The 21,905-nt window shown below is 53.6% G+C and carries 22 protein-coding genes; 21 read left to right on the top strand and 1 reads right to left on the bottom strand.

Going from position 1 to position 21,905, the window contains the following annotated elements; all coding sequences use genetic code 11:
- Positions 1-47: 47 nt before the first annotated feature.
- From fabG to ACT3RU_RS04435, 11 genes are all read left to right on the top strand, one after another.
- On the top strand, positions 48-791 hold the full coding sequence (gene fabG, locus ACT3RU_RS04485; protein WP_087109285.1) for a 3-oxoacyl-ACP reductase FabG: 744 nt from the start codon (positions 48-50) through the stop codon (positions 789-791).
- Between the two features lie 124 nt (positions 792-915).
- On the top strand, positions 916-1,149 hold the full coding sequence (gene acpP, locus ACT3RU_RS04480) for an acyl carrier protein (protein ID WP_008956801.1): 234 nt from the start codon (positions 916-918) through the stop codon (positions 1,147-1,149).
- Positions 1,150-1,340: 191 nt separating this feature from the next.
- Positions 1,341-2,579, top strand: coding sequence for a beta-ketoacyl-ACP synthase II (gene fabF / locus ACT3RU_RS04475; protein WP_172116374.1), 1,239 nt, complete (start codon positions 1,341-1,343; stop codon positions 2,577-2,579).
- 6 nt (positions 2,580-2,585) lie between these two features.
- Positions 2,586-3,413, top strand: coding sequence for an aminodeoxychorismate lyase (gene pabC, locus ACT3RU_RS04470; protein ID WP_192526368.1), 828 nt, complete (start codon positions 2,586-2,588; stop codon positions 3,411-3,413).
- Between the two features lie 9 nt (positions 3,414-3,422).
- Positions 3,423-4,427 carry an endolytic transglycosylase MltG gene (gene mltG / locus ACT3RU_RS04465; protein WP_192526369.1) on the top strand — a complete coding sequence of 335 codons (1,005 nt, stop codon included), beginning with the start codon at positions 3,423-3,425 and terminating at the stop codon, positions 4,425-4,427.
- Between the two features lie 63 nt (positions 4,428-4,490).
- The gene (tmk, locus tag ACT3RU_RS04460; protein WP_192526370.1) at positions 4,491-5,144 is read left to right on the top strand and encodes a dTMP kinase; all 654 of its coding nucleotides are present in this window, start codon (positions 4,491-4,493) and stop codon (positions 5,142-5,144) included.
- Complete coding sequence (locus tag ACT3RU_RS04455) at positions 5,135-6,121, top strand: DNA polymerase III subunit delta' (RefSeq protein WP_192526371.1); 987 nt, start codon at positions 5,135-5,137, stop codon at positions 6,119-6,121. Before tmk ends, ACT3RU_RS04455 begins: the two co-directional genes overlap by 10 nt.
- Before the next feature lie 90 nt (positions 6,122-6,211).
- Positions 6,212-6,544 carry a PilZ domain-containing protein gene (locus tag ACT3RU_RS04450; RefSeq protein ID WP_087109273.1) on the top strand — a complete coding sequence of 111 codons (333 nt, stop codon included), beginning with the start codon at positions 6,212-6,214 and terminating at the stop codon, positions 6,542-6,544.
- A 46-nt stretch (positions 6,545-6,590) separates the two neighbouring features.
- The gene (locus ACT3RU_RS04445; protein WP_192526372.1) at positions 6,591-7,430 is read left to right on the top strand and encodes a TatD family hydrolase; all 840 of its coding nucleotides are present in this window, start codon (positions 6,591-6,593) and stop codon (positions 7,428-7,430) included.
- A 25-nt stretch (positions 7,431-7,455) separates the two neighbouring features.
- Positions 7,456-8,040 (top strand): DUF1285 domain-containing protein, encoded by a 585-nt coding sequence (locus ACT3RU_RS04440; protein WP_192526373.1) that lies wholly within the window; start codon positions 7,456-7,458, stop codon positions 8,038-8,040.
- On the top strand, positions 8,037-10,244 hold the full coding sequence (locus ACT3RU_RS04435) for an ATP-dependent helicase (RefSeq protein WP_483392522.1): 2,208 nt from the start codon (positions 8,037-8,039) through the stop codon (positions 10,242-10,244). Before ACT3RU_RS04440 ends, ACT3RU_RS04435 begins: the two co-directional genes overlap by 4 nt.
- A 45-nt stretch (positions 10,245-10,289) precedes the next feature.
- Here ACT3RU_RS04435 and ACT3RU_RS04430 read toward each other — a convergent pair whose 3' ends face one another.
- Positions 10,290-11,954, bottom strand: coding sequence for an electron transfer flavoprotein-ubiquinone oxidoreductase (locus ACT3RU_RS04430; protein WP_483392521.1), 1,665 nt, complete (start codon positions 11,952-11,954; stop codon positions 10,290-10,292).
- Between the two features lie 392 nt (positions 11,955-12,346).
- On the opposite strand from ACT3RU_RS04430, the gene ACT3RU_RS04425 reads away from it, so the two are divergent.
- From ACT3RU_RS04425 to ACT3RU_RS04380, 10 genes are all read left to right on the top strand, one after another.
- Positions 12,347-13,096: an electron transfer flavoprotein subunit beta/FixA family protein gene (locus tag ACT3RU_RS04425; protein WP_087109263.1), complete on the top strand. Its 750-nt coding sequence runs from the start codon at positions 12,347-12,349 to the stop codon at positions 13,094-13,096.
- 56 nt (positions 13,097-13,152) lie between these two features.
- On the top strand, positions 13,153-14,079 hold the full coding sequence (locus ACT3RU_RS04420; RefSeq protein ID WP_483392520.1) for an electron transfer flavoprotein subunit alpha/FixB family protein: 927 nt from the start codon (positions 13,153-13,155) through the stop codon (positions 14,077-14,079).
- Positions 14,080-14,301: 222 nt separating this feature from the next.
- The gene (locus tag ACT3RU_RS04415; RefSeq protein WP_483392519.1) at positions 14,302-14,913 is read left to right on the top strand and encodes a superoxide dismutase; all 612 of its coding nucleotides are present in this window, start codon (positions 14,302-14,304) and stop codon (positions 14,911-14,913) included.
- 251 nt (positions 14,914-15,164) lie between these two features.
- On the top strand, positions 15,165-15,386 hold the full coding sequence (gene nrdH, locus ACT3RU_RS04410) for a glutaredoxin-like protein NrdH (protein WP_087109257.1): 222 nt from the start codon (positions 15,165-15,167) through the stop codon (positions 15,384-15,386).
- Positions 15,387-15,393: 7 nt separating this feature from the next.
- Positions 15,394-15,831: a class Ib ribonucleoside-diphosphate reductase assembly flavoprotein NrdI gene (gene nrdI, locus ACT3RU_RS04405; protein ID WP_483392518.1), complete on the top strand. Its 438-nt coding sequence runs from the start codon at positions 15,394-15,396 to the stop codon at positions 15,829-15,831.
- Positions 15,813-17,996, top strand: a complete 2,184-nt coding sequence (gene nrdE, locus ACT3RU_RS04400) for a class 1b ribonucleoside-diphosphate reductase subunit alpha (RefSeq protein ID WP_483392517.1) — start codon at positions 15,813-15,815, stop codon at positions 17,994-17,996. The genes nrdI and nrdE overlap by 19 nt, the downstream gene beginning before the upstream one ends.
- Positions 17,997-18,082: 86 nt before the next feature.
- Positions 18,083-19,054, top strand: a complete 972-nt coding sequence (gene nrdF, locus ACT3RU_RS04395; RefSeq protein WP_087109253.1) for a class 1b ribonucleoside-diphosphate reductase subunit beta — start codon at positions 18,083-18,085, stop codon at positions 19,052-19,054.
- 44 nt (positions 19,055-19,098) lie between these two features.
- A complete protein-coding gene (locus ACT3RU_RS04390; protein WP_483392516.1) occupies positions 19,099-19,506 on the top strand; it encodes an NUDIX hydrolase in 408 nt (135 codons plus the stop codon).
- A gap of 252 nt (positions 19,507-19,758) precedes the next feature.
- Positions 19,759-20,544, top strand: coding sequence for a DUF3450 family protein (locus ACT3RU_RS04385; protein WP_483392515.1), 786 nt, complete (start codon positions 19,759-19,761; stop codon positions 20,542-20,544).
- The gene (locus ACT3RU_RS04380) at positions 20,541-21,905 is read left to right on the top strand and encodes a MotA/TolQ/ExbB proton channel family protein (RefSeq protein ID WP_483392514.1); all 1,365 of its coding nucleotides are present in this window, start codon (positions 20,541-20,543) and stop codon (positions 21,903-21,905) included. Before ACT3RU_RS04385 ends, ACT3RU_RS04380 begins: the two co-directional genes overlap by 4 nt.

Here is a 21,905-nt window from a genome sequence, read left to right as displayed (position 1 = left end):
TTGCTTATTTACGTGGTTAAAAAGCAAATAGTTAAAGGCAAAAAATTATGACGCAAGAACGCCGAGTTGCGCTTGTTACTGGTGCCAGTCGTGGTATCGGTCGAGCGATTGCCCACGAGCTGGGCCGTCAGGGCCGTATCGTGATCGGAACCGCGACCAGTGAGTCCGGTGCACAAAAAATTGATGCCGATTTGCAGCAAAACGGCATTGAAGGTGCTGGTCTTTGCCTTAACGTGACGGACCAGACGAGCATTGATGACGTGCTTAAGGTCATCGCGGAGCGCTTTGGTGCGCCGACAATTTTGGTTAATAACGCGGGTATTACGCGTGATAATTTATTGATGCGCATGAAAGAGGATGAGTGGGATTCGGTGATGGATACCAATCTCAAGTCCGTCTATCGTGTAAGCAAGGCGTGCCTGCGAGGCATGACCAAAGCGCGTTTTGGACGTATCGTATCCATCAGCTCTGTAGTGGCGACCATGGGCAACCTTGGCCAGACTAACTATGCGGCTGCAAAAGCGGGTATGGAGGGTTTTAGCCGTGCGTTGGCACGTGAAGTGGCTTCACGTGCAATTACCGTTAATGCGGTAGCACCAGGCTTCATTGCCACCGATATGACCGAAGCGTTGCCGGAAGCACAGCATGAAATGCTGCTAAAGCAAATTCCGTTGGCTCGTCTGGGCGGCCCGGAAGAGATAGCCGCCGCTGTCGGTTTTCTTACCAGTGATGCTGCAGGTTACATTACCGGTGAGACGCTGCATGTGAATGGCGGCATGAATATGCGTTGATGGCCTTAGGCTTAGCGGTTGCGTCTGCCTAAGGGCGTCTATAAACTACCCCGCAGCTTTTGGCTTGCGGTTTCCAAATAGCTGGTTATCCAAAACGGCTAATGTGAACGACTGGAGTACGTTAATGAGTACTATTGAAGAGCGCGTTAAGAAAGTTGTAGCAGAGCGCCTGAACGTTAAAGAAGAAGACATCCAGAACAGCTCTTCTTTCACTGAAGACTTGGGTGCTGACTCGCTTGACACTGTTGAGCTGGTAATGGCTTTGGAAGAGGAATTCGATACTGAAATTCCTGATGAAGAGGCGGAAAAAATTACGACAGTTCAGGAAGCCATCGACTACGTAAACGCCCACCAGTAAGGGCAAGTTGGTGCATCAAACGAGGGTGTGGTGCTAGCACCCCCCTTAAAAGCCGCCCTTTTAACGGGCGGCTTTTTTGCTTTGTGCTTCACCGTAAACATAACGTTCAATCTCCGTTATACTAGGCACCTAATTTCTGCTGAAAATGACCCGGATGGGTCGAGTCACCATGGATGCCTGGAGGAAAGCTAATGGCGCGAAGAAGGGTAGTGGTAACTGGGTTAGGCCTGGTGACCCCAGTGGGCAATAGCGTGGATGAAACGTGGGCGAATATTACGGCCGGTAAGAGCGGCATAGCGCCCATTGAGCACTTTGATACAAGTAGCTTCAATACACGCTTTGGTGGTTCGGTTAAGAATTTTGATATTAGCCCTTATCTGAATCCCAAAGAAGCCCGCAAAATGGACCTGTTCATTCAGTACGGCATGGCGGCTGGCGCGCAGGCAATTCAGGATGCTGGTATTACCTGTACAGAAGAGAATGCACCGCGTATCGGGGTGGCCATGGGGTCAGGCATTGGTGGCCTGCCCATGATCGAGCATAACCACAATGCGCTTAATAAGGGCGGCGCTCGTCGCGTATCACCTTTTTTCGTGCCGGGCTCCATCATCAATATGATCTCGGGCAATTTGGCGATTCAACATGGCTTTCAAGGCCCTAACATCGCTATTACCACCGCATGTACCAGCGGTACGCACAATATTGGCTATAGTGCACGTACGATTGCCTATGGTGATGCGGATGTCATGATCTGCGGTGGTGCTGAAATGGCAACGACGCCACTTGGCCTGGGAGGCTTCTCTGCCGCCCGAGCGCTTTCAACGCGTAATGATAATCCCGAAGCAGCAAGCCGTCCTTGGGATAAAGATCGCGATGGCTTTGTTCTCTCGGATGGTGCCGGTGTACTGGTACTCGAAGAGTACGAGCATGCCAAGGCACGTGGCGCGAATATCTATGCCGAGCTTGTCGGGTTTGGTATGAGTGATGATGCCTATCACATGACGGCACCGCCTGAAGATGGTCGCGGGGCTGCGCTTTCCATGAGCAATGCGATTAAAGATGCTCAAATGGACCCTTCCGAAGTGCACTATATTAACGCGCATGGAACCTCCACGGCCGCTGGCGACCTTGCAGAAAGCCGTGCTGTTGAACGGGTGATGGGCAGTGCCGCTCAGGATGTGGCGGTAAGTTCTACCAAGTCCATGATTGGCCATTTGTTAGGAGCTGCTGGCGCTGTTGAAGCGGTGTTTAGCATCCTGGCCATTCGTGATCAGGTGGCACCTCCAACCATTAACCTGGATAACCCTCAGGAAGGCTGCAATCTGGATTATGTGCCGCACACGGCGCGTAACATGCGCATTGATGTTGCCTTGTCCAACTCGTTTGGGTTTGGCGGCACCAACGGCTCGCTGTTGTTTAAAAAGGTATAACGCAAGATGACCCTGCCTCAGGTGCCGTTTGATGATCGCGGGCTGGCGTATGGGGACGGCGTGTTCGAAACGGTGCTGCTGCGTAACGGTAAACCGGTGCTGTGGGCATACCACGTAGCGCGGTTGGTGAAGGGGTGTCAGCGGCTCGGCATTCCAGTTCCCTGCCAAGAGGCGATTGATGCCACTTGGCAGGGAAACGCCACGGCACCGCTTGAAGTATTAAAACTGATTGTTACACGGGGTAGTGGTGGAAGGGGGTATGCATTACCTGATACACCAACACCCCGTTTGCTAAGTCGGCGGACTTCTTTCGCCCCTATGGTTGAGCGCTGGAAAAGCGGCGTGACGGTGCGTATCTGCCGCATACGCTTGGCTCACCAACCGGCTTTGGCTGGTATCAAGCATTTAAACCGCCTCGAAAATGTAATGGCACGACAGGAGTGGCAGGATGTGTCGATTGCCGAAGGTTTGTTGGCGGACGCTCAGGGGCAGCTGATCGAGGCGACCAGCATGAACCTGTTTTGGCAGCAACACGGTGAACTGTTTACGCCGCCACTCGATACATGTGGCGTGGCCGGTACATTGCGTGCCGCGTTAATTGCTGAAGGCGCTGTGCGCGAAGCCAATCTAACCCTTGAAGCCTTACCCGCCGTTGAGCGCGCTTGGGTGGCGAACTCCGTACAGGGGGTATGGCCAGTGGCGACGTTATTGTCTGAAGATGCGGATTGTCTGCAGCGTTGGCCGATTAATCAGCCCGATAAGCTCCAAACACAGGCGCATCGTCTGCTTGGCTATGCGTCAACTTATACCGCAAGCCCTGACCTATTTTGTTGAGGTGATACGTTGAAACGGTTACTGGCCGCTGTTGGAATTATTCTGGTATTGGGCATCGTTGGCGTCGCAGGCAGCTATTTTTATTGGCAAAGCCGATTAGACGCTCCTCTTGCTTTAGAAGCCCCTGTTTTATATCAGGTGCCTGCTGGAGCAGGCTTTAATCAGGTGGTTGCGCAGTTGGAGGCGCAAGGGATTCTTGAGGATGCCTGGGCTTTTCAAGTATTGGCTCGGGTTCAGCCGGAACGTATTCCCCGTCTTCGGGTGGGCGAATATGAGTTAACGTCCGGTATGAATGGGCTTGAAATGCTGGCGCTGTTAGGCAGTAACCGAGTGGTGACGTATCCGTTGACGCTTCCAGAAGGACGCTCATTCAGTCAACTACGCGACCTACTCAATAACGCGCCCAAGCTGGAGCATCGCACGGCGGAGTTGAGCGATGAAGAAATAATGACCTTGCTGGATAGAGAAGGCACCTTTCCAGAAGGCTGGTTTTTCCCCGATACGTACCGCTACCACCTGGGTATGAGTGACGTCGATATTTTGCGCCAAGCGTTGGTGCGGATGGAAAACATTTTAGAAGAGGTATGGGCCGCACGCTCGGATGACCTGACCATTGAGACGCCTTATGAGGCGCTTATTATGGCATCGCTGATTGAGCGTGAAACAGGCGCGCCTGAAGAGAGGCGTGAGATCGCCGGTGTCTTTAAGCGCCGGACGGAGCAGGGCATGCGCCTACAAACTGATCCGACCGTGATTTATGGTATGGGCGACCGGTATCAAGGGCGCATTACCTATGCCGATCTGCGTGAAGCCACGCCTTACAATACCTATGTGATTGATGGCATGCCGCCTACGCCGATTGCCATGCCGGGGCGAGCGTCGCTTGAAGCAGCGGTCGATCCACTGCCTGGCGAGACGCTCTATTTTGTATCCAAGGGTGACGGTACACACCACTTTTCGCGTACGCTGCGTGAGCACAATAATGCAGTTAATCGCTATATTCGCAACCGCTGATCCAAAGTGTTGGTTTTTCATGAAGTTAATCTCAACGATGCACGCGTTGATTAAGGGATGGCAATGACCAAGCGGGGACGCTTTATTACGCTTGAAGGCGGTGAGGGCGTAGGTAAATCCACCAATATGGCTTTTGTGGTCGCATCGCTGGAAGCGCAAGGTCTTGACGTGGTGAGCACCCGCGAACCGGGGGGAACGCCGCGCGCCGAGGCGATCCGCGCGCTACTGCTGGACCCCGCTCCCCAAGAGCCATTGCACGCCGATGCCGAGCTGTTACTCATGTTTGCCGCGCGAGCGCAGCATCTGGCCGAAAAAATAGTACCTGCATTGGAGCGCGGTGCATGGGTGGTATGCGACCGTTTTACTGATGCAACCTTTGCCTATCAGGGCGGCGGGCGTGGTATGTCGGTTGAGCGTATTGCCCAGCTTGAAGCCTTTGTGCAGAAGGGGCTAACGCCAGACCTGACGTTACTGCTCGATATGCCGTTAACTGCGGCGCAGTCGCGCCTGGAGTCACGGCTTAACAGCCGCAATGAACAGCGTGACCGCTTTGAGCAGGAGCGGGGCGAGTTCTTTCAAGCCGTCCGTGACGCCTACCTGGCGCGTGCTAGTGCTGAGCCTGAGCGCTTTGCGCTCATTAATGCCCATCAGCCGCTGGCCAGCGTGCAAGCCGATATACTGGGTACGCTCGCCGAACGGATAGCGCTATGGCGTTAAGCGGTCTACTGCCTTGGCATGAGGCCACATGGCAGCAGTTGGTGCGGCTGTCAGATGAGGGGCGTATGCCCCATGCCATTTTGTTAAGCGGCGCTCACGGCGTGGGTAAGCAGCAGCTGGCAGAGGTGCTAATTGCCCGCATGTTGTGCGCAAGCCCGAATGGGCTGGCATGCGGCCAGTGTCACAGCTGTTCCATGCTGGCGTCGGGTTATCATCCGGACCTGTTGCGGGTTTCGCCTGAAGAAGGCAAGCGCCAGATACGTATTGACCCTATCCGCGATGTTAATCGGTTTGTCTCACAGACCGCTCAGCAGGGCGGCTATCGCGTGATTGTTATTTCACCGGCAGAGAGCATGAATATCGCCGCGGCCAATGCGTTGCTTAAAAGTCTGGAAGAGCCTGGTGCTAAAACGCTGTTTATTCTGCTGTCTGATGTGCCATCTCGCATGTTGGCGACTATTCGCTCCCGGTGCCAGCAGTGGTCGTTGCCCAGTGTACCTTTCACTGCGTGTCGCAGCTGGTTAATCGAAAAGTTGGGCGGTGAGGAAGAGGCGCACTTTTGGTGGCAGGTATCGGGTGGATTACCGCTTTTGGCGGCTGAATTAGCCTCGCCTGAAGAGCGGGCATTACGCCACCAGATTCATGATTGCTTTGAGCAACTGGTGCGGGGCGCTGAGCCGGTGTCGGAGGCCGCACGGCTGGACCGCCAAGCGATTGACGCTATCTTGTGGTACGGTATCGCGTGGCTTGAAGACTTAATTCGTTTGGGTATTTCAGGTGAAGCAAGCGTACTACATAATCCCGATTTAGAGCCCCTTTACCGCCAGGCGGTCAAAAACGGCCGTGCACAGGATTGGTTCCGTTTGCTGGATTACGCCCGAGAACAGCGGCGCCTGTTAGCGGTTGGGGCCAACCCAAATCCGCAGTTGGTGCTTGAAGCATGGTTAGTGCGTTGGGCAGCGCTACTGCGCTCATAGCGTTATTGCGTTGGCTATGGATTTCAACCATCAACCTCTAGTTATGTATTTACGACTGTGGTTATGGGTTTACCGGCGAGTGAGGTTGATATGAGTGTTCAGAAAGCCCTTGCCCTCACCGTACCTGATACGTCTACGCTATTTTCAGCTTATATGCCGTTTTTGGAGCGTGGAGGTCTGTTTGTACCTACCAAAACGCCCTATGCGCTGGGTGATCAGGTAACTTTATTGCTCACGTTGCCGGGTGAGTGTGAACGCCTGACGGTTTCGGGTGATGTCGTATGGATATCGCCTGACGAGGTAAGTAGTCAGCGTGTCGCGGGAATTGGTGTTCACTTTAGCTTCAAGGATAGCGCTCTGCGCGAGCGCATCGAAATGCTGCTGGAAGCTGATGACCATACGGCTCCCTCATTGACGCTTTAGCGTTATCCTGCCTTTTTTATTTCTCTTTTTGGTTGATGAGACGTTCATGTTTGTTGATTCGCACTGTCATTTGGATCGTTTGTCGGAGCACACACACGGTGGTGATATCGCCGCCACGCTAAATGCGGCGAGAGCTGCAAACGTTAGCCAGTTTTTGGCGATTTCAGTGACCCTTGAGGATATGCCAGGCCTCGCTGCGATTGCTCGTGAGCATAGCGACGTCGCTATTTCGGCGGGCCTTCATCCGCTGCATACGCCTGTTCAAGAGCCATTGGCGAGTGATATTCAAGAAGCCGCAGAGCAGTACGGCGCCATTGCCATTGGTGAAACCGGGCTGGATTATCACTATCAGGAAAGCGTGCCGGTTGCGGTGCAGCATGAGCGCTTTAAGCAGCACTTGATTGCTGCCCGCGAGCTTGAGTTGCCAGTTATCGTACATACCCGGGAAGCCAAGGAAGACACGCTTGCCTTGTTGCGAGAACATAGCGATCCACGCGTCGGTGGTGTGCTCCACTGCTTTACTGAAGACCTGGACATGGCGCGTGAAGCGGTGCGGCTTGGCTTCTATATTTCGTTGTCCGGTATTATTACCTTTAATAACGCGGCGTCGCTGCGTGAATTGGCCCGTCAACTGCCGCTGGATCGTCTTCTTGTTGAAACCGATAGTCCTTACTTGGCCCCTGTGCCTTACCGTGGCAAACCCAACGAACCTGCGTGGGTCGTTGAGGTGGCAGAGTGCATCGCCAAAGCGCGGGGTATCAGTGTCGATGAAGTGGCCATGCAAACGACGGCCAATTTCTTTCAGCTTTTTAAAGCGGCCGTGCCGGATGCGCCTGCGCATGTTAAGCAGGCCCTGGCGCAGTCTGGGCTCGTGTCTTCACGTTAAGCGGTATTAGCGCAAGGCGGATGCAATGAATATTGATCGACTCCTGCAGCAGCGTCAAAGTGTGGCCACTATTCCGCCTGTGGATCAATGGCAGCCAGCGCTGTCTGGCGATATCAATATTGTGATTCAAGCAGACGGCACCTGGTTACACGAAGGACAACCGTTTGCCCGTCCTGATGTTGTGCGTTTGCTATCCTCGCTGTTGCGCCACGACCCGGAAGGCTACTGCCTGGTTACACCTGTTGAGCGTTGGTGTCTCCAGGTAGACGATTTGCCCTTTGTGGCTGTTGAGGCCGACTTTCATGATGATGCCTGGTGGTTTACGACCCAGTTTGAAGATGTCGTGCGCCTTGACGCGACACACCCTCTGGCGTTCAGCGAGACCCCGGGTGGCGAGATGCTGCCGGAAATTGCTGTCCGTTATGGGTTATCCGCCCGATTACATCGCCATGTTTTTTATCAGTTGGTTGACGCGGCAAGTATGAAAACGCTGGCTAATGGCCAGTGTGAAGTCGGTGTGTGGAGTGCCGGTGAATGGTTTCCACTCGGCTGTGTGGATGCTGAAGACGGTGCTGGTGGCGGTAATGGCGCACCGAGTGAGGCTTTGTGAAGTTAACCGCAGAACAACATGCTGTTGTCCATCATGAAAACGGCCATGCCAGAGTAGCGGCAGTCGCCGGTGCGGGTAAAACCACCACTATGGCAGCACGAGTACTGCACCTGCTGGCCGGTGGGGTTGCGCCCAAGCGGATGCTGATATTGATGTTTAACCGCTCAGCACGGGATGATTTTCATCAGCGCTTGGTAAGCATGGCCCCCTCCGGGCAGGCGCTGCCTGCGGTGCGTACTTTTCACTCGCTGGGGCATCGATTAACCCAAAGTCTGTGCCGATGGGGAGTGCTCGCATCACGCCGATTGCTGTCGGCTGATTGGCAGTTGGAGCGCTTGCTTCGCCAGGCAAGTTTAAATGTACTGCATGAAAGCGTTGAGCGGCGTGATGCGGCCATTGAGGGCGAGCGCCTGGAGGCGCTGGCGCATTTTTGTAATCTGGTCAAAGCAGAAATGGCCGAACCTCAAGCACTTTATGAGCGGCTTAACTACGAGCCGGACACCGATTATTTCCCCGGCGCGTTTAACGAAGCAGAGCGAATGCTAGCGGATGAAGGTCTTATGACCTACGCCGATTTGCTTTATCGGCCACTCTTGGCGCTGGAAGCTGACCGTGCGCTACGCCAGCGCGTGGAGGGCTTTTTGGATCACGTTATTATTGATGAGTATCAGGATATCAACGCGGCTCAGCAACGCCTCCTTGCGGTATTAGCGGGAAGCACGGCTGCGGTTATGGCGGTAGGGGATGCCAATCAGTGTATTTACGAGTGGCGTGGTGCGCGGCCGGACACCATGCTGGAGGATTTTACCGCGACCTTCGGGCAGCCCACCGATTACCCACTATCAACGACGTTTCGCCATGGGCATGCGCTGGCATTAACGGCGAATCACGCGATTGTTGCCAATCAACGACGTCCCGATCAGCTCTGTTTAGCGGCGGCAAATAATCCGGATACGCGGGTATCGGTCGGGCAGAGAAGTGCTGTCCTGCTGGATACCTTGATGGATTGGAGTGCGCAGGGACGCGCTTTTTACCAGGTCAGCCTGTTAGTGCGCAGTTGGGCACTTTCCGTGCCGTTCCAGCTGGCGTTATTGCAGGCCGGCATCCCCTTTCGCTTACTACGTGAAGATCGTTTTGTCTTTCGCTTACCGCTGGTGCAGGCGTTGGTGGGTTACTTAAAACTATCTCGCCGTCCTGAGCTTCTCCACGACCCGGAGCACTTGCTGTTACTACTCTCTCAGCCGACCCCTTTTGTTGCACGGGAACGGCTACAGCGCTTGGCCTACCAGTTGGCCACTACGCAAGACTGGCCAGAACGGCATGACCCCGTGCTTACTGAGCTAAAGCCGCTTCAACGGCGTACGCTAAAAAAACGCTGGGCGTTATTGTGTGAGCTTCCCAAGCTAAGTGCATGGCCATCCGCTAAATTACTTAGCCATGTAGTGGAAAGCATCGACGCTGAAAAAACGTTAAAGCGTGCCGCAGCCCGGCGAGATAAAGGTGAGGAGGACGTCCGACTTTTGGATGTGCTGATCGAACAGGCTCAAAGCGTGCCTGATCCTGACGCCTTTATAGCGTTATTAGAGCGTCCGGTTGAAAACCAGGCCGAGGGTGTACTGATTTCAACCGTGCATGGTGCCAAAGGGTTGGAGTGGCCGCTTGTGGTCGTCGCTGGCGTCAATGAGGAAGACTTCCCGCATTATAGCCGGGATACGCCGCTTAGCGATGAGCGTCTTGAAGAAGAACGCCGACTCTTTTATGTCGCGATTACTCGCGCAGAAGAGCAGCTTCTGGTCATGCACGATGGTGGCTCGCATCGTCCAAGTCGCTTTATTGCTGAAAGCGCCTGGCAAGACAGCATGCAGGTTGCCGAGTGTTTGGCGAAGAGCGAACCCTCAAGAGCTGCGTTACAAGCGGCTTCGCCAGCGATTGTAAAACGCTATCTTGAGCGGTTAGGACGTGAAGATATTACGTTAACGGTGCCCGAGGTGAAGGAGCCCCAAGCCGCTTATGCGCCTGGGGAGCACTTTTACCCCGGTCAACGCCTGCATCACGCCGTTTTTGGTGAGGGAGAGATTGCCTCGGTAGAAGGTAATCCCTCTGACCCGGTCATTGATGTGCGTTTTGTTCAAGCAGGCAGGCGACGTTTAATTGCTCGCCGCGCACCCATTGAGCGATTAGAGCCACCTGTGCAATCCGCCTAACAATTAGGCGGTGCAAGTGGCTCTTTTGCCGCTGTCGTTTACAGCTTACATATTAGGATAGTTGGGCCCACCGCCGCCTTCAGGCGCTACCCAGGTAATATTCTGGGCCGGGTCCTTAATGTCACAAGTTTTGCAGTGCACGCAGTTCTGGAAGTTGATCTGAAAACGTGGCTGCCCAGCATCATCCTCTACCACTTCATACACGCCAGCGGGGCAGTAACGCTGGGCCGGCTCGGCATACTTGGGTAAGTTGTGCTTAATCGGAATGTCAGGATCGTCCAGGTGCAGGTGGCACGGCTGGTCCTCTTCGTGATTGGTGTTGGAGAGAAACACCGAAGACGACTTATCAAACGAGAGCTTTCCGTCCGGCTTGGGATAGTTGATTTTTTCAAACTCAGCCGCCGGTTTTAGAGCGCCGTAATCAGTGGTCGTATCGTGAACATTGGGCAGCTTGTTGCCCAGCAACTGATTAACAAAGTTGTAAGCGCCGCCACCCACGGTGCCGTACTTATGCATGGCGGGTCCAAAGCTTGCGCTCTCTTTAAGCTCTTCGTAAGCCCAGCTGGCCTCCCACTTTTGGGTAAAGCTAGCCAGTTCTTGCGCGCCTTCATCACCTGCTTTTAGGGCTTCAAAAACGCTTTCAGCGGCCACCAGGCCTGACTTCATGGCGGTATGTAGGCCTTTGATTTTGGAGAAATTAAGGGTTCCTGCATCACAGCCAATTAGTAGGCCGCCTGCAAACGTCATTTTAGGCAGGCAGTTAAAGCCTCCTTTGGTGAGCGCTCGGGCGCCGTAAGCCACACGCTTACCGCCTTCCAGATATTGGCTAAGCGCCGGGTGGTGCTTCATGCGCTGAAATTCATCAAACGGTGAAAGCCAAGGGTTCTGATAGGAAAGATCCATAATCAGGCCAACCACTACCTGCTGGTTTTCAGCGTGATACAGGAACCAGCCCCCAGAGGTATCTTTATCCAGCGGCCAGCCAGAACCGTGAACCACAAGCCCCGGTTCATGCTTGTCAGCGGGAACGTCCCAGAGCTCTTTTAGGCCAATGCCGTAGTGTTGCGGGTCGCGTCCGGCATCAAGGGAAAAATGCTTGATTAAGCGTTTGCCTAAATGGCCACGCGCGCCTTCAGCAAACAGCGTGTATTTGGCGCGCAGCTCCATGCCGGGCATATAGCCATCTTTCGGCGTGCCGTCAGCGGCAACGCCCATATCGCCTATCAAAATGCCGCGTACGGCGTCTTCTTCAATAATGACGTCCTGGGCGGCGAAGCCAGGGAAAATTTCAACGCCAAGCTCTTCAGCTTGCTCGGCGAGCCAGCGGCACAGATTGCCAGCACTGATCACGTATCGCGTTTGATCACCGCCGGTATTGTGCATGCTTTTGGGGACCAGCGAATTGGGTAGCTTCTGCGCCTTTTGATCATCTTTCAGTAGGTATACATCGTCGCGAATGGCGGGAGTGTTCAAAGGGGCGCCACGCTCTTGCCAATCGGGAAAGAGCTCATTGAGCGCCCGTGGTTCAAACACCGCGCCAGATAAAATGTGCGCGCCCACCTCTGAGCCTTTTTCCACCACGCAGACGGTGAGCTCATGTTCGGCTTCATTTGCTTGTTGCATCAGGCGGCAGGCAGCGGCAAGTCCAGAAGGGCCCGCGCCTACAATCACTACATCGAAGTCCATGACGTCGCGTTCAACATTTTCCACCTGGTCTCTCCTTATTCTCATAAGTGCAGTGCCTTATAAAAACACGGCCTTAATATAAAACGGTCGTTTGCTTCTGGTTATGCTCCATGATAGGCATAATACCGTGGTCAGGTCACGCCTACGATGCTAAAAGCCGCGTTTCACACTAAGTGGCCCAAACGTATCCCTGTTTGGCGACTGTTCGACTATTGCGGTAGCGAATGGGTATTGTTGCTATTGGGCAGGCTGTGGCAAATTAACAAGGTTTTGAACTGCGTGCCTATCAAACGCTTGCATGAATCTCTTCGGCATCGTCATCGCGTATGGCGAGGCTGACTCTTTTATAAGCGGTGTCCGCTGGGCGGGTGCCGACTTTGGTTAACGGCTTTTGCCACCAGCCAAGCGAGGAACCTATGAAAGTACTCGTCGCGGTTAAACGCGTCATCGACTATAACGTCAAAATCCGCGTCAAAGCAGACCACTCTGACGTTGATCTTACCAATGTCAAAATGGCCATGAATCCCTTCTGCGAAATTGCGGTGGAAGAGGCGGTACGTCTAAAAGAGAAGGGCGTTGCTACTGAAGTAGTGGCCGTCACCGTTGGCCCCAAAGCCGCCCAGGAGCAGCTGCGTACGGCGCTGGCGCTGGGTGCTGACCGCGCTATTCACATCGAAACCGACGCGCGAGTTGAGTCGCTAGCAGTTGCCAAGTTGCTGGCCAAGGTGGTTGATGAAGAGCAGCCCGGCCTGGTCATTCTGGGTAAGCAGGCGATTGACACCGACAATAACCAGACGGGCCAGATGCTGGCCGCATTAACCAACTTGCCGCAAGGCACGTTCGCCTCAGAAGTGGTCGTTGATGGTGATACGGTTAATGTTACCCGTGAAATCGATGGCGGCTTGCAGACCGTTGCCCTGACGCTGCCTGCCATTGTGACAACCGATTTGCGCTTGAACGAGCCACGCTACGCCAAGCTGCCGGATATCATGAAGGCCAAAAAGAAACCGATGGATGTCAAAACCCCAGCCGATTACGGCATTGAGGTGGCATCCAAGGTAAGCCTTTTGAAAGTCGAGTCCCCGGCAGAACGTAAAGGCGGTATTAAAGTTGCGTCGGTGGATGAATTGATCGATAAACTAAAAAATGAAGCCAAAGTTCTTTAAGAAAAGTTCTTTGAGATAAGTTCTTCAAGATAAGTGCTTTGAAAGGAGCTGATCTAATGAGCATTTTGGTACTTGCCGATATCAATGACGGCCAACTCGCCAGCGCCACCGCTCACGTGGTAGCTGCCGCCAAAGCCATCGGTGGCGATATTGACGTTCTGGTGGCTGGAGAAGGCGTCCAGGCCGCCGCTGAAGCAGCCGCCAAGCTTGATGGCGTAAGCAAGGTGCGGGTTGCAGATAACGCTGTTTACGCTTACCAGCTGGCTGAGCCCATGGGTGCGCTGCTGGTGGAGCTAGCCAATGGTTACACCCATGTGCTGGCGAGCGCCTCCACAGCAGGTAAAAATGTGTTGCCGCGTTTGGCTGCACTGAAAGATGTTAGCCAGCTTTCCGACGTCATTGGCATTGAGAGCGCTGATACCTTCCTGCGTCCCATTTATGCGGGGAACGCCATCGCTACCGTGAAAAGCGATGATCCGCTGAAAGTAATTACCGTGCGCTCCAGCGCGTTTGATGCCGTTGCCGACAGCGGCAGCGCTACGATCGAAGCGGTCGACGTGGTGGTTGAAAACACCCAGTCAAGCTTTGTTAAAGAAGAGCTTGCACAGTCCGACCGCCCCGAGCTGGGTGGCGCCAAAGTGGTTATTTCAGGCGGCCGCGGCATGGGCAATGGTGAAAACTTCAAGCTGCTGGACGGTATTGCCGATAAGCTGGGGGCGGCCGTAGGCGCCTCACGGGCAGCGGTAGATGCAGGCTTTGTTCCTAACGACATGCAGGTCGGGCAAACTGGCAAGATCGTCGCGCCGGATCTCTACATTGCCGTGGGCATTTCGGGCGCGATCCAGCATTTGGCGGGCATGAAAGACTCCAAGGTCATTGTCGCGATTAATAAAGACGACGAAGCGCCGATCTTTCAAGTAGCGGACTATGGTCTGGTAGGCGATCTGTTTGATATTCTGCCTGAACTAGAGAGCAAGCTATAAGCTGTTTTGGGGGATCTGATTGATGTAAGCCGGCTGAATCAAGAGCCGGCTTTTTGCATGCGAGCAGTTAGATAAATCGCCCGTAGTTGGCTAAAGTACGGGCACAATACGAAACAGCATCAGCCAAGGCTGAGAAAGTATCGCCATGGCGGTTGAAAAAGGTGCGGGCTGACCGCATGTAATGTAGTGAACGCAACGAAAGCCACTCAAGGAGATGATAAAATGGCACATACCCTTCCCGAACTGCCGTACGCTTATGACGCTCTCGAGCCGAATATCGATGCGATGACCATGGAAATCCATCATTCGCGTCACCACCAAACGTACGTTAATAATCTCAACGCTGCGCTTGAAGGCACAGGCCTTGAGGACGTTGCGATTGAAGAACTCGTTTCAAACCTGGACCGCGTACCAGAAGCCAAGCGCCAAGCGGTTATTAACAACGGCGGCGGCCATGCCAACCACTCCATGTTCTGGCAGATGATGTCACCAAATGGTGGTGGTCAACCCCTGGGCGATGTTGCAAAAGCTATCGATAGCGAGCTGGGCGGCTTGGACTCCTTCAAGGAAGAGTTCAAAAAGGCAGCCGTAGGTCGTTTTGGTAGCGGCTGGGCATGGCTCTCTGTTACTCCCGATAAAAAGCTGGTTGTTGAAAACACGCTAAACCAGGATAACCCGTTGATGCACGGCAACACGCCGCTGCTCGGCTTGGATGTATGGGAGCACGCCTACTACCTGAAGTATCAGAACAAGCGTCCTGATTACGTTGCTGCGTTCTTCGACGTCGTTAACTGGGAAGACGTAGAGCGTCGCTACCAGGCTGCTATCGCTTAATTTAGCGCTATGTAGGGCAGGATGCCAGCCGTTGGCGCCTGCAAAAGGCCGCCCCTCTGTGGGGCGGTTTTTTTATTTCCAGGCCATAGGCTGGGCATGAGCTGTCAATAACCTGTGGATGAAAAAATACTATATATGCTTGAATTGATTTTCCCATGGTCTATATATAGTATGCGTGATGTCTTCAGAGAGGGGGAGATACTAGATATGCTCTACCCGAAAAATACCGCTATGAAAAGGGGAAAATGACCATGGCAATCCAGATTTATAGCAAGCCTGCTTGTGTTCAGTGTACTGCTACCTACCGTGCTCTGGATAAACAGGGTTTAGCGTATACCGTTATCGATATTACGGCCGAGTCGGGTGCCCAACAAGAAGTAGAGGCCCTGGGCTACCGTCAGCTTCCGGTTGTCGTTGCTGGTGATGATCACTGGTCGGGTTTCCGCCCGGACCGTATCCAAGCGTTGGCGTAAAATTGCTATGTTGGTGGACGCCGCCGCTGCAACACCCAAGGTCGGCAGCCTAATTTATTTCTCCACCAAATCAGGTAACACTCATCGTTTTGTACAAAAACTTGGTCTGGCCGCACAGCGTCTTCCGCTAGGGCGTGATGAACCGACGCTACATGCCACAGCACCTTATATATTAATCACGCCCACCTACGGGGGCGGCGAGGCAAAAGGCGCAGTGCCAGGACAAGTCATTCGCTTTCTTAACGATGAGCAGAATAGGCGCCTTATTCGCGGCGTCATTGCTGCCGGTAACACTAATTTTGGCGAAGCGTATGGCCTGGCTGGTCGCATTATTGCAGAAAAGTGCCGTGTGCCATTGCTGTATCGATTTGAATTATTTGGCACCGACGACGACGTGGCCAAGGTTCGCAAAGGAGTAGAAGAGTTTTGGAAACGACAAACCTAGTCACGAAAAACCAGGCTGAACCCAAACGGCCGGCTACGGGAGCTTCCGAAGCGCGTACTATGGATTATCACGCGCTAAACGCGATGCTTAATTTGTACGGTGCCAACGGTGAACTACAGCTGGATAAAGACCGTGAAGCAGCACGTCAGTACTTCCTGCAACACGTTAACCAGAACACCGTCTTTTTCCACTCGCTGGAAGAAAAGCTCGATTACCTGATGGAAGAGGGCTATTACGAAGCGGAGATGCTCGGCCAATACAGCTTCGCCTTTGTTAAAGCGTTGTTTGAACAGGCGTATGCCTACAAATTCCGTTTTCCAAGCTTTTTAGGCGCTTTCAAGTACTACACCAGCTATACGCTAAAAACGTTCGACGGTAAGCGTTACCTTGAGCGCTATGAAGACCGCGTATGTATGGTGGCACTGACCCTGGCGCGCGGCGATGAAGCGCTGGCAAAATCCTTGGTTGATGAAATAATCAGCGGTCGTTTCCAGCCAGCGACGCCTACCTTCCTAAACTGCGGCAAGCAGCAGCGTGGTGAGTTGGTATCGTGCTTCTTGCTGCGTATTGAAGACAATATGGAGTCGATCGGTCGCTCGATTAACTCAGCGCTGCAGCTTTCCAAGCGGGGCGGTGGTGTTGCCTTTTTGCTGAGCAATATCCGTGAGTCCGGCGCACCCATCAAGCGTATTGAGAATCAGTCATCGGGCATTATCCCGATCATGAAGCTTTTGGAAGACGCCTTCTCCTATGCGAACCAGTTAGGTGCTCGCCAAGGCGCTGGCGCGGTTTATCTGAATGCGCACCACCCCGATATCCTGAGCTTTTTGGATACCAAGCGTGAAAATGCTGATGAGAAAATCCGCATTAAAACGCTGTCGCTGGGTGTGACGATTCCGGATATTACGTTTGAACTCGCCAAGCGTAACGACGATATGTACCTGTTCTCGCCTTACGACGTTGAGCGCGTTTATGGCGTCCCGTTTGGCGACATCAGTGTTACCGAGAAATACCATGAGATGGTCGCTGACGCGCGCATCCGTAAGCAAAAAATCAATGCGCGGGCGTTCTTCCAGACACTGGCAGAGCTGCAGTTTGAGTCGGGCTATCCGTACATCATGTTTGAAGATACGGTCAACCGGGCGAACCCGATTGCTGGTCGTATCAATATGAGTAACCTGTGCTCGGAAATTCTGCAGGTCAATACGCCTACCGAATACGACGATGATCTTGGCTATCGCCAAATGGGTCAGGATATCTCCTGTAACCTGGGGTCGATGAACATCGCCAAGGTAATGGACGCCGGCAACATTGGCGAAAGCGTTGAGATCGCCATTCGCGGGTTAACCGCGGTTTCTGAAATGAGCAATCTGCGTAGCGTACCCTCTATTGCCGAAGGTAATGCCAAGTCACGCGCTATTGGTCTTGGTCAGATGAACCTGCACGGTTACCTGGCTCGCGAACACATTTATTATGGCTCCGAAGAGGGGCTGGACTTTACCAACCTGTATTTCTACTGCATCGCCTTTCATGCCATTCGCGCTTCGAACCGCTTGGCGATTGAGCATAACGATACGTTTGCAGGCTTTGAAGACTCCAAATATGCAACGGGCGAGTTCTTCGATAAATATACGGAGCAGGAGTGGCTGCCGCGCACCGATAAAGTACGTGGACTGTTCGAGCGTAGCGACATTACGCTACCTACTCAGCAGGACTGGCAGGAGCTCAAGGCATCGGTAATGGCCCACGGCCTTTATAACCGCAACTTGCAGGCAGTGCCGCCCACGGGTTCTATTTCCTATATTAACCACTCGACCTCAAGCATCCATCCGGTAGCGGCCAGGATCGAGATTCGTAAAGAAGGCAAGCTGGGGCGTGCTTATTACCCTGCGCCGTTCTTGAGCGAGTCCACGTTTGATTACTTCCAGGACGCTTATGAAATTGGTCCTGAGAAGATTATTGATACCTACGCTGAGGCTTCCCAGCACGTTGACCAAGGGCTCTCATTGACGCTGTTCTTCCCGGACACTGCGACAACGCGTGATATCAATAAGGCGCAGATTTACGCCTGGCGGAAAGGTATTAAAACGCTTTATTACATTCGTCTGCGCCAAAGCGCGCTGGAAGGTACTGAGGTGGAAGGCTGCGTTTCCTGCACGCTTTAATACCCGTGCCTGGAAAATTGCCAGCATTTGATATTCTGTACTTGATGCGCCGTATGTAATACGGCGCTTTTAATGAGAGTTATTTCATGACTACCACGCAACGCTTATCGCGGGTGAATGCGATTAACTGGAACCGTCTTCAGGATGACAAGGATCTTGAAGTATGGAATCGCCTGACCAGTAACTTTTGGCTGCCGGAAAAAGTGCCGCTTTCCAACGATATTCAATCGTGGAACACGCTGACTCAGCAGGAAAAGCAGCTGACCATTCGCGTGTTTACGGGCCTGACGCTGCTGGATACCATCCAAAGCAGCATTGGTGCTCCGGTGCTAATGGAAAATGCTCGCACACCCCATGAAGAGGCGGTATACACCAATATTGCGTTTATGGAGTCGGTGCATGCGCGCTCGTACAGCTCGATTTTCTCAACGCTTTGCGCCACGCGCGATGTTGACGATGCCTTCCGATGGAGTGAAGAGAATCCCACGCTCCAGGCTAAGTCAGAACTGATTCTGGAGCGCTATCGCTCTGATGACCCGTTGATGCGCCAGGTGGCCAGCGTATTTTTGGAGTCCTTTTTGTTCTATTCGGGCTTCTATCTGCCCATGTACTGGTCCAGCCACGCCAAGCTAACCAACACCGCTGATCTTATTCGTTTGATTATTCGCGATGAAGCGGTACACGGTTACTACATTGGCTACAAATTCCAGCAAGCCTTGGCAGAAGCCACGCCCGAGCGTCAGCAGGAAGTCAAGGATTACGCGTATGAACTGCTTCTTGAGCTGTATGATAATGAAGTGCGCTACACCGAGTCGCTGTATGACGAAGTGGGGCTGTCGGAAGATGTGAAGAAATTTCTTCACTATAACGCCAACAAAGCGCTGATGAACCTGGGCTATGAGCCGCTGTTCCCCAGTAGCGTGACCGATGTTGACCCGACGATTATGGCGGCTCTGTCGCCCAGCGCGAATGAAAACCACGACTTCTTCTCAGGCTCTGGCTCCTCGTATGTTATTGGCAAAGCCATTGCCACTGAAGATGATGACTGGGAGTTTTAATAGTCTCATCCGGTAAGCGGTAAGGGTAAAAAGAGGGAAGGGCCATGCCAGATGTAGCGCCAAACAAGGCCAGTGTACTGCAAATCGTAGCGGCTGTTGTAAGTGACCTTGATGGTCAACTGCTACTGGTGCGTAAACAGGACACCGCTTTCTTTATGCAGCCGGGCGGTAAGATCGACCCGGGTGAAACGGCGCTGGCAGCACTATGTCGTGAGCTTAAAGAAGAGCTCGGTTTGCATGTCACTGAAGACCGGCTGCTTCCTTTGGGCGTACAGAAGGCCCCTGCGGCGAATGAGCCTGGCATGACGATTGAAGCACAGCTCTATGGGTTGGTGATTGATGAGCCGGTAGAGGCGGCCGCTGAAATCGCTGAAGCCAAATGGGTAAGCCATGAGCAGGCGAGGGAGCTTCCACTCGCGCCGCTAACCAAAGACTATGTCATCAAAGGCTAAGTCATCAAAGACATGTGTCATGTTGAGCGTTTAAAGACATCAAGCATCAACATTATAACCGGGGCGCCATTTGGCGCCCTTTTTTATACCCAAAATAAAGCAAAAAGCGTCTTAATGTTAATGATAAATATTGTCATTTATTGAGATGGTGGTAGGCTAGCGCGTAGAATTTAAACGCAAATCGTTCTTATACTTAATTAGTTTCTAGTGTGGCTAATGGTAAAGCCCGCTAGGCAGTAACGGAGAGTCGACGTGCTGAACAGGTCTTTCTTTGCCGTGCGTACGTGTTGCTTAGCCTTTGTGCTAGTCAGCGGTGGGCTAATGGCAAGCGATGAAACAGCGGGCCAGGCAGCCCAGAGTGTAGAAGCCCAGCAAACCCAAGCGGCCCTGCAGCAGCAAATTGACGCAGCCGATGAAGAGACCCGGGGGGCGCTAGAAGAGTTACGTCGGCTAGAGCGTGAGACTCGTCAAATGGAGGCCGCAAACGCGTCGCTAAGTGCGCGTTTGGTAGAAGAAGCCGATCGTCAGCAGCGTTTAAGTACTGCACTGAATACTCTGGAAGAGACACGCGCGGCGCTACCGCTTATCGAGCAGGATATGCAAGCGCAGTTAACGCGCTGGATTGAGCAGGATATGCCGTTCTTGCGCGATGAGCGCTTGGCTCGAGTCGCGCGCTCTGATGAGGCGCAGAGCACCGACACCGTTGAGCGGATCAACGGCTTATTAGAAGCATGGCGAGTAGAGCTTGAGTACGGCCGTGACATTGATAACTGGCGTGGACGCTTGCAAAGCCCTGAAGGCAACGCTCGGGAAGTGGATTATCTACGCGTCGGTAGAATTGGATTTTACTACCTGACGCCAGACGCTCGGGAAGGGGGTGTTTGGGATGCCGCCAACCATGAATGGCTACCGCTGGATGAGCGAGCACGGCGCGAAGTCCGCAATGGCCTGCGCATCGCCGCTGACCAGCGCACGCCGGATCTATTGAGGTTGCCGCTATCCATTACCGTTGCAGAACAGCAGGGAGGTCAGCCATGAGCGTCAATCGTCAACGTCTGCAACGCCTGATAAGTGCTGGTTTGTTGGTAGGACTTGTCGCCGTCAGTTTCGGTGTCTCGGCGCAAAGTGAGCCTGTTTCATCACTACGGGAAGCACGCCAGGCCGCTGAGGCGCGTGACCAGGAGCGCTTGGCGCGCTTTTTGGAAGATCAACAAGCGTTAAATGCAGCGCTTGAAGAGGCTCGCGCCGCCCATCAGTCAGCCGAGGAGCAGAGTGAAGCGCTGCAAGCCCAGCAAACCGAGCAGGCTGAGCAGGCCAGTGAGCTAACCGAGCGACAGAACGAACAGGGTGAAGCGCTTTCCGGCTTGTTGGCAAACCTTGCGCGACACAGTACCGAAGTGCGCAATGGATTGGGTGAAGATAGCTGGTTAACCTTGCAAGAAGAGATACTGCCGCCTCGCCTGGATAACGCGGAAGTGCTTGAGCGTAGTCAGCTAGAAAACGTGGTCGACAGTCTGGCAACGCTGGCTGCAAAAACTGGGCAGGTTGAACGTTTGGAGCTTCCGGTCGCGGATTCCAGCGGCGCGATCGCGCCCCGTAACGTGGTTCGATTGGGTGACTTCGCCGCCTTTACGGAAAATGCACTACTTCGTCAAGAAGGTGGCGTCAGTCATTTGGCCGAAGTCTCGCGTACGCCAGATGAAATTCAAAGTGTGCTCGCGGCTTACCATCGGGGAGAAAGCAGGGAGTTCCTGATTGACCCCACTCAAGGCCCCGTTTTACAGGCACTTTCTCAACGTCCTAGCCTGTGGGAGCGTTTCCAGCAGGGTGGGTATGTCGGTTATGTCATCGTCGTACTGGGGGTGTTGGGTCTGCTGGTGGCGCTGGGGCAATATGCCTACTTGGTGCTACAGAGTCTTCGCGTGCGCCGTCAACGTCAGTCGCTTAATCAGTTGCAGTCGAATAACCCGCTAGGCCGCGTGTTGCTACGCTTTAAAGAGATGGATAAGCACCAAACCCCTGAAGCGTTAGAAGCGCGTTTGGATGAAGCGGTACTAGCAGAGTTACCGCGCATTGAGCGGGGTCAGCCCATTGTTAAGCTATTGGCTGCTATTGCGCCGCTGCTGGGGTTGTTGGGAACGGTGACCGGCATGATTGTAACGTTTCAGGCGATTACCGTGTTTGGTACCGGCGATCCGCAGCTCATGGCAGGGGGGATTAGTCAGGCACTGGTCACCACGGTACTAGGCCTCATTACGGCGGTACCTTTGCTGTTTGCACAAACGGCGCTTTCAAGCCGCAGCCGTCACTTAAGCCAAGTGATTGAAGGCGAGGCGAGTGCGACCTTGGCGGATCATTTGGAAGCTCAATCTACTGTTCATGCTACGTCGGTGAATTGA

Origin of the sequence: Halomonas sp. TP35, assembly GCF_052375975.1 — a bacterium.
In the GTDB taxonomy this organism is placed as follows: Bacteria; Pseudomonadota; Gammaproteobacteria; order Pseudomonadales; family Halomonadaceae; genus Vreelandella; species Vreelandella citrativorans.
Note: the sequence above shows the minus strand (reverse complement) of the source record. Positions and strands in the feature narration are given on the sequence as shown.

Excerpts from the sequence above, each read along its gene's own strand:
- fabF (WP_172116374.1), top strand. The coding sequence starts at position 1,341 with ATGGCGCGAAGAAGGGTAGTGGTAACTGGGTTAGGCCTGGTGACCCCA.
- nrdH (WP_087109257.1), top strand. The coding sequence starts at position 15,165 with ATGGCAATCCAGATTTATAGCAAGCCTGCTTGTGTTCAGTGTACTGCT.
- tmk (WP_192526370.1), top strand. The coding sequence starts at position 4,491 with ATGACCAAGCGGGGACGCTTTATTACGCTTGAAGGCGGTGAGGGCGTA.
- fabG (WP_087109285.1), top strand. The coding sequence starts at position 48 with ATGACGCAAGAACGCCGAGTTGCGCTTGTTACTGGTGCCAGTCGTGGT.
- ACT3RU_RS04420 (WP_483392520.1), top strand. The coding sequence starts at position 13,153 with ATGAGCATTTTGGTACTTGCCGATATCAATGACGGCCAACTCGCCAGC.
- ACT3RU_RS04390 (WP_483392516.1), top strand. The coding sequence starts at position 19,099 with ATGCCAGATGTAGCGCCAAACAAGGCCAGTGTACTGCAAATCGTAGCG.
- ACT3RU_RS04455 (WP_192526371.1), top strand. The coding sequence starts at position 5,135 with ATGGCGTTAAGCGGTCTACTGCCTTGGCATGAGGCCACATGGCAGCAG.
- ACT3RU_RS04445 (WP_192526372.1), top strand. The coding sequence starts at position 6,591 with ATGTTTGTTGATTCGCACTGTCATTTGGATCGTTTGTCGGAGCACACA.
- ACT3RU_RS04440 (WP_192526373.1), top strand. The coding sequence starts at position 7,456 with ATGAATATTGATCGACTCCTGCAGCAGCGTCAAAGTGTGGCCACTATT.
- ACT3RU_RS04450 (WP_087109273.1), top strand. The coding sequence starts at position 6,212 with ATGAGTGTTCAGAAAGCCCTTGCCCTCACCGTACCTGATACGTCTACG.
- nrdI (WP_483392518.1), top strand. The coding sequence starts at position 15,394 with ATGTTGGTGGACGCCGCCGCTGCAACACCCAAGGTCGGCAGCCTAATT.
- pabC (WP_192526368.1), top strand. The coding sequence starts at position 2,586 with ATGACCCTGCCTCAGGTGCCGTTTGATGATCGCGGGCTGGCGTATGGG.
- acpP (WP_008956801.1), top strand. The coding sequence starts at position 916 with ATGAGTACTATTGAAGAGCGCGTTAAGAAAGTTGTAGCAGAGCGCCTG.
- ACT3RU_RS04425 (WP_087109263.1), top strand. The coding sequence starts at position 12,347 with ATGAAAGTACTCGTCGCGGTTAAACGCGTCATCGACTATAACGTCAAA.
- nrdF (WP_087109253.1), top strand. The coding sequence starts at position 18,083 with ATGACTACCACGCAACGCTTATCGCGGGTGAATGCGATTAACTGGAAC.
- ACT3RU_RS04415 (WP_483392519.1), top strand. The coding sequence starts at position 14,302 with ATGGCACATACCCTTCCCGAACTGCCGTACGCTTATGACGCTCTCGAG.
- ACT3RU_RS04380 (WP_483392514.1), top strand. The coding sequence starts at position 20,541 with ATGAGCGTCAATCGTCAACGTCTGCAACGCCTGATAAGTGCTGGTTTG.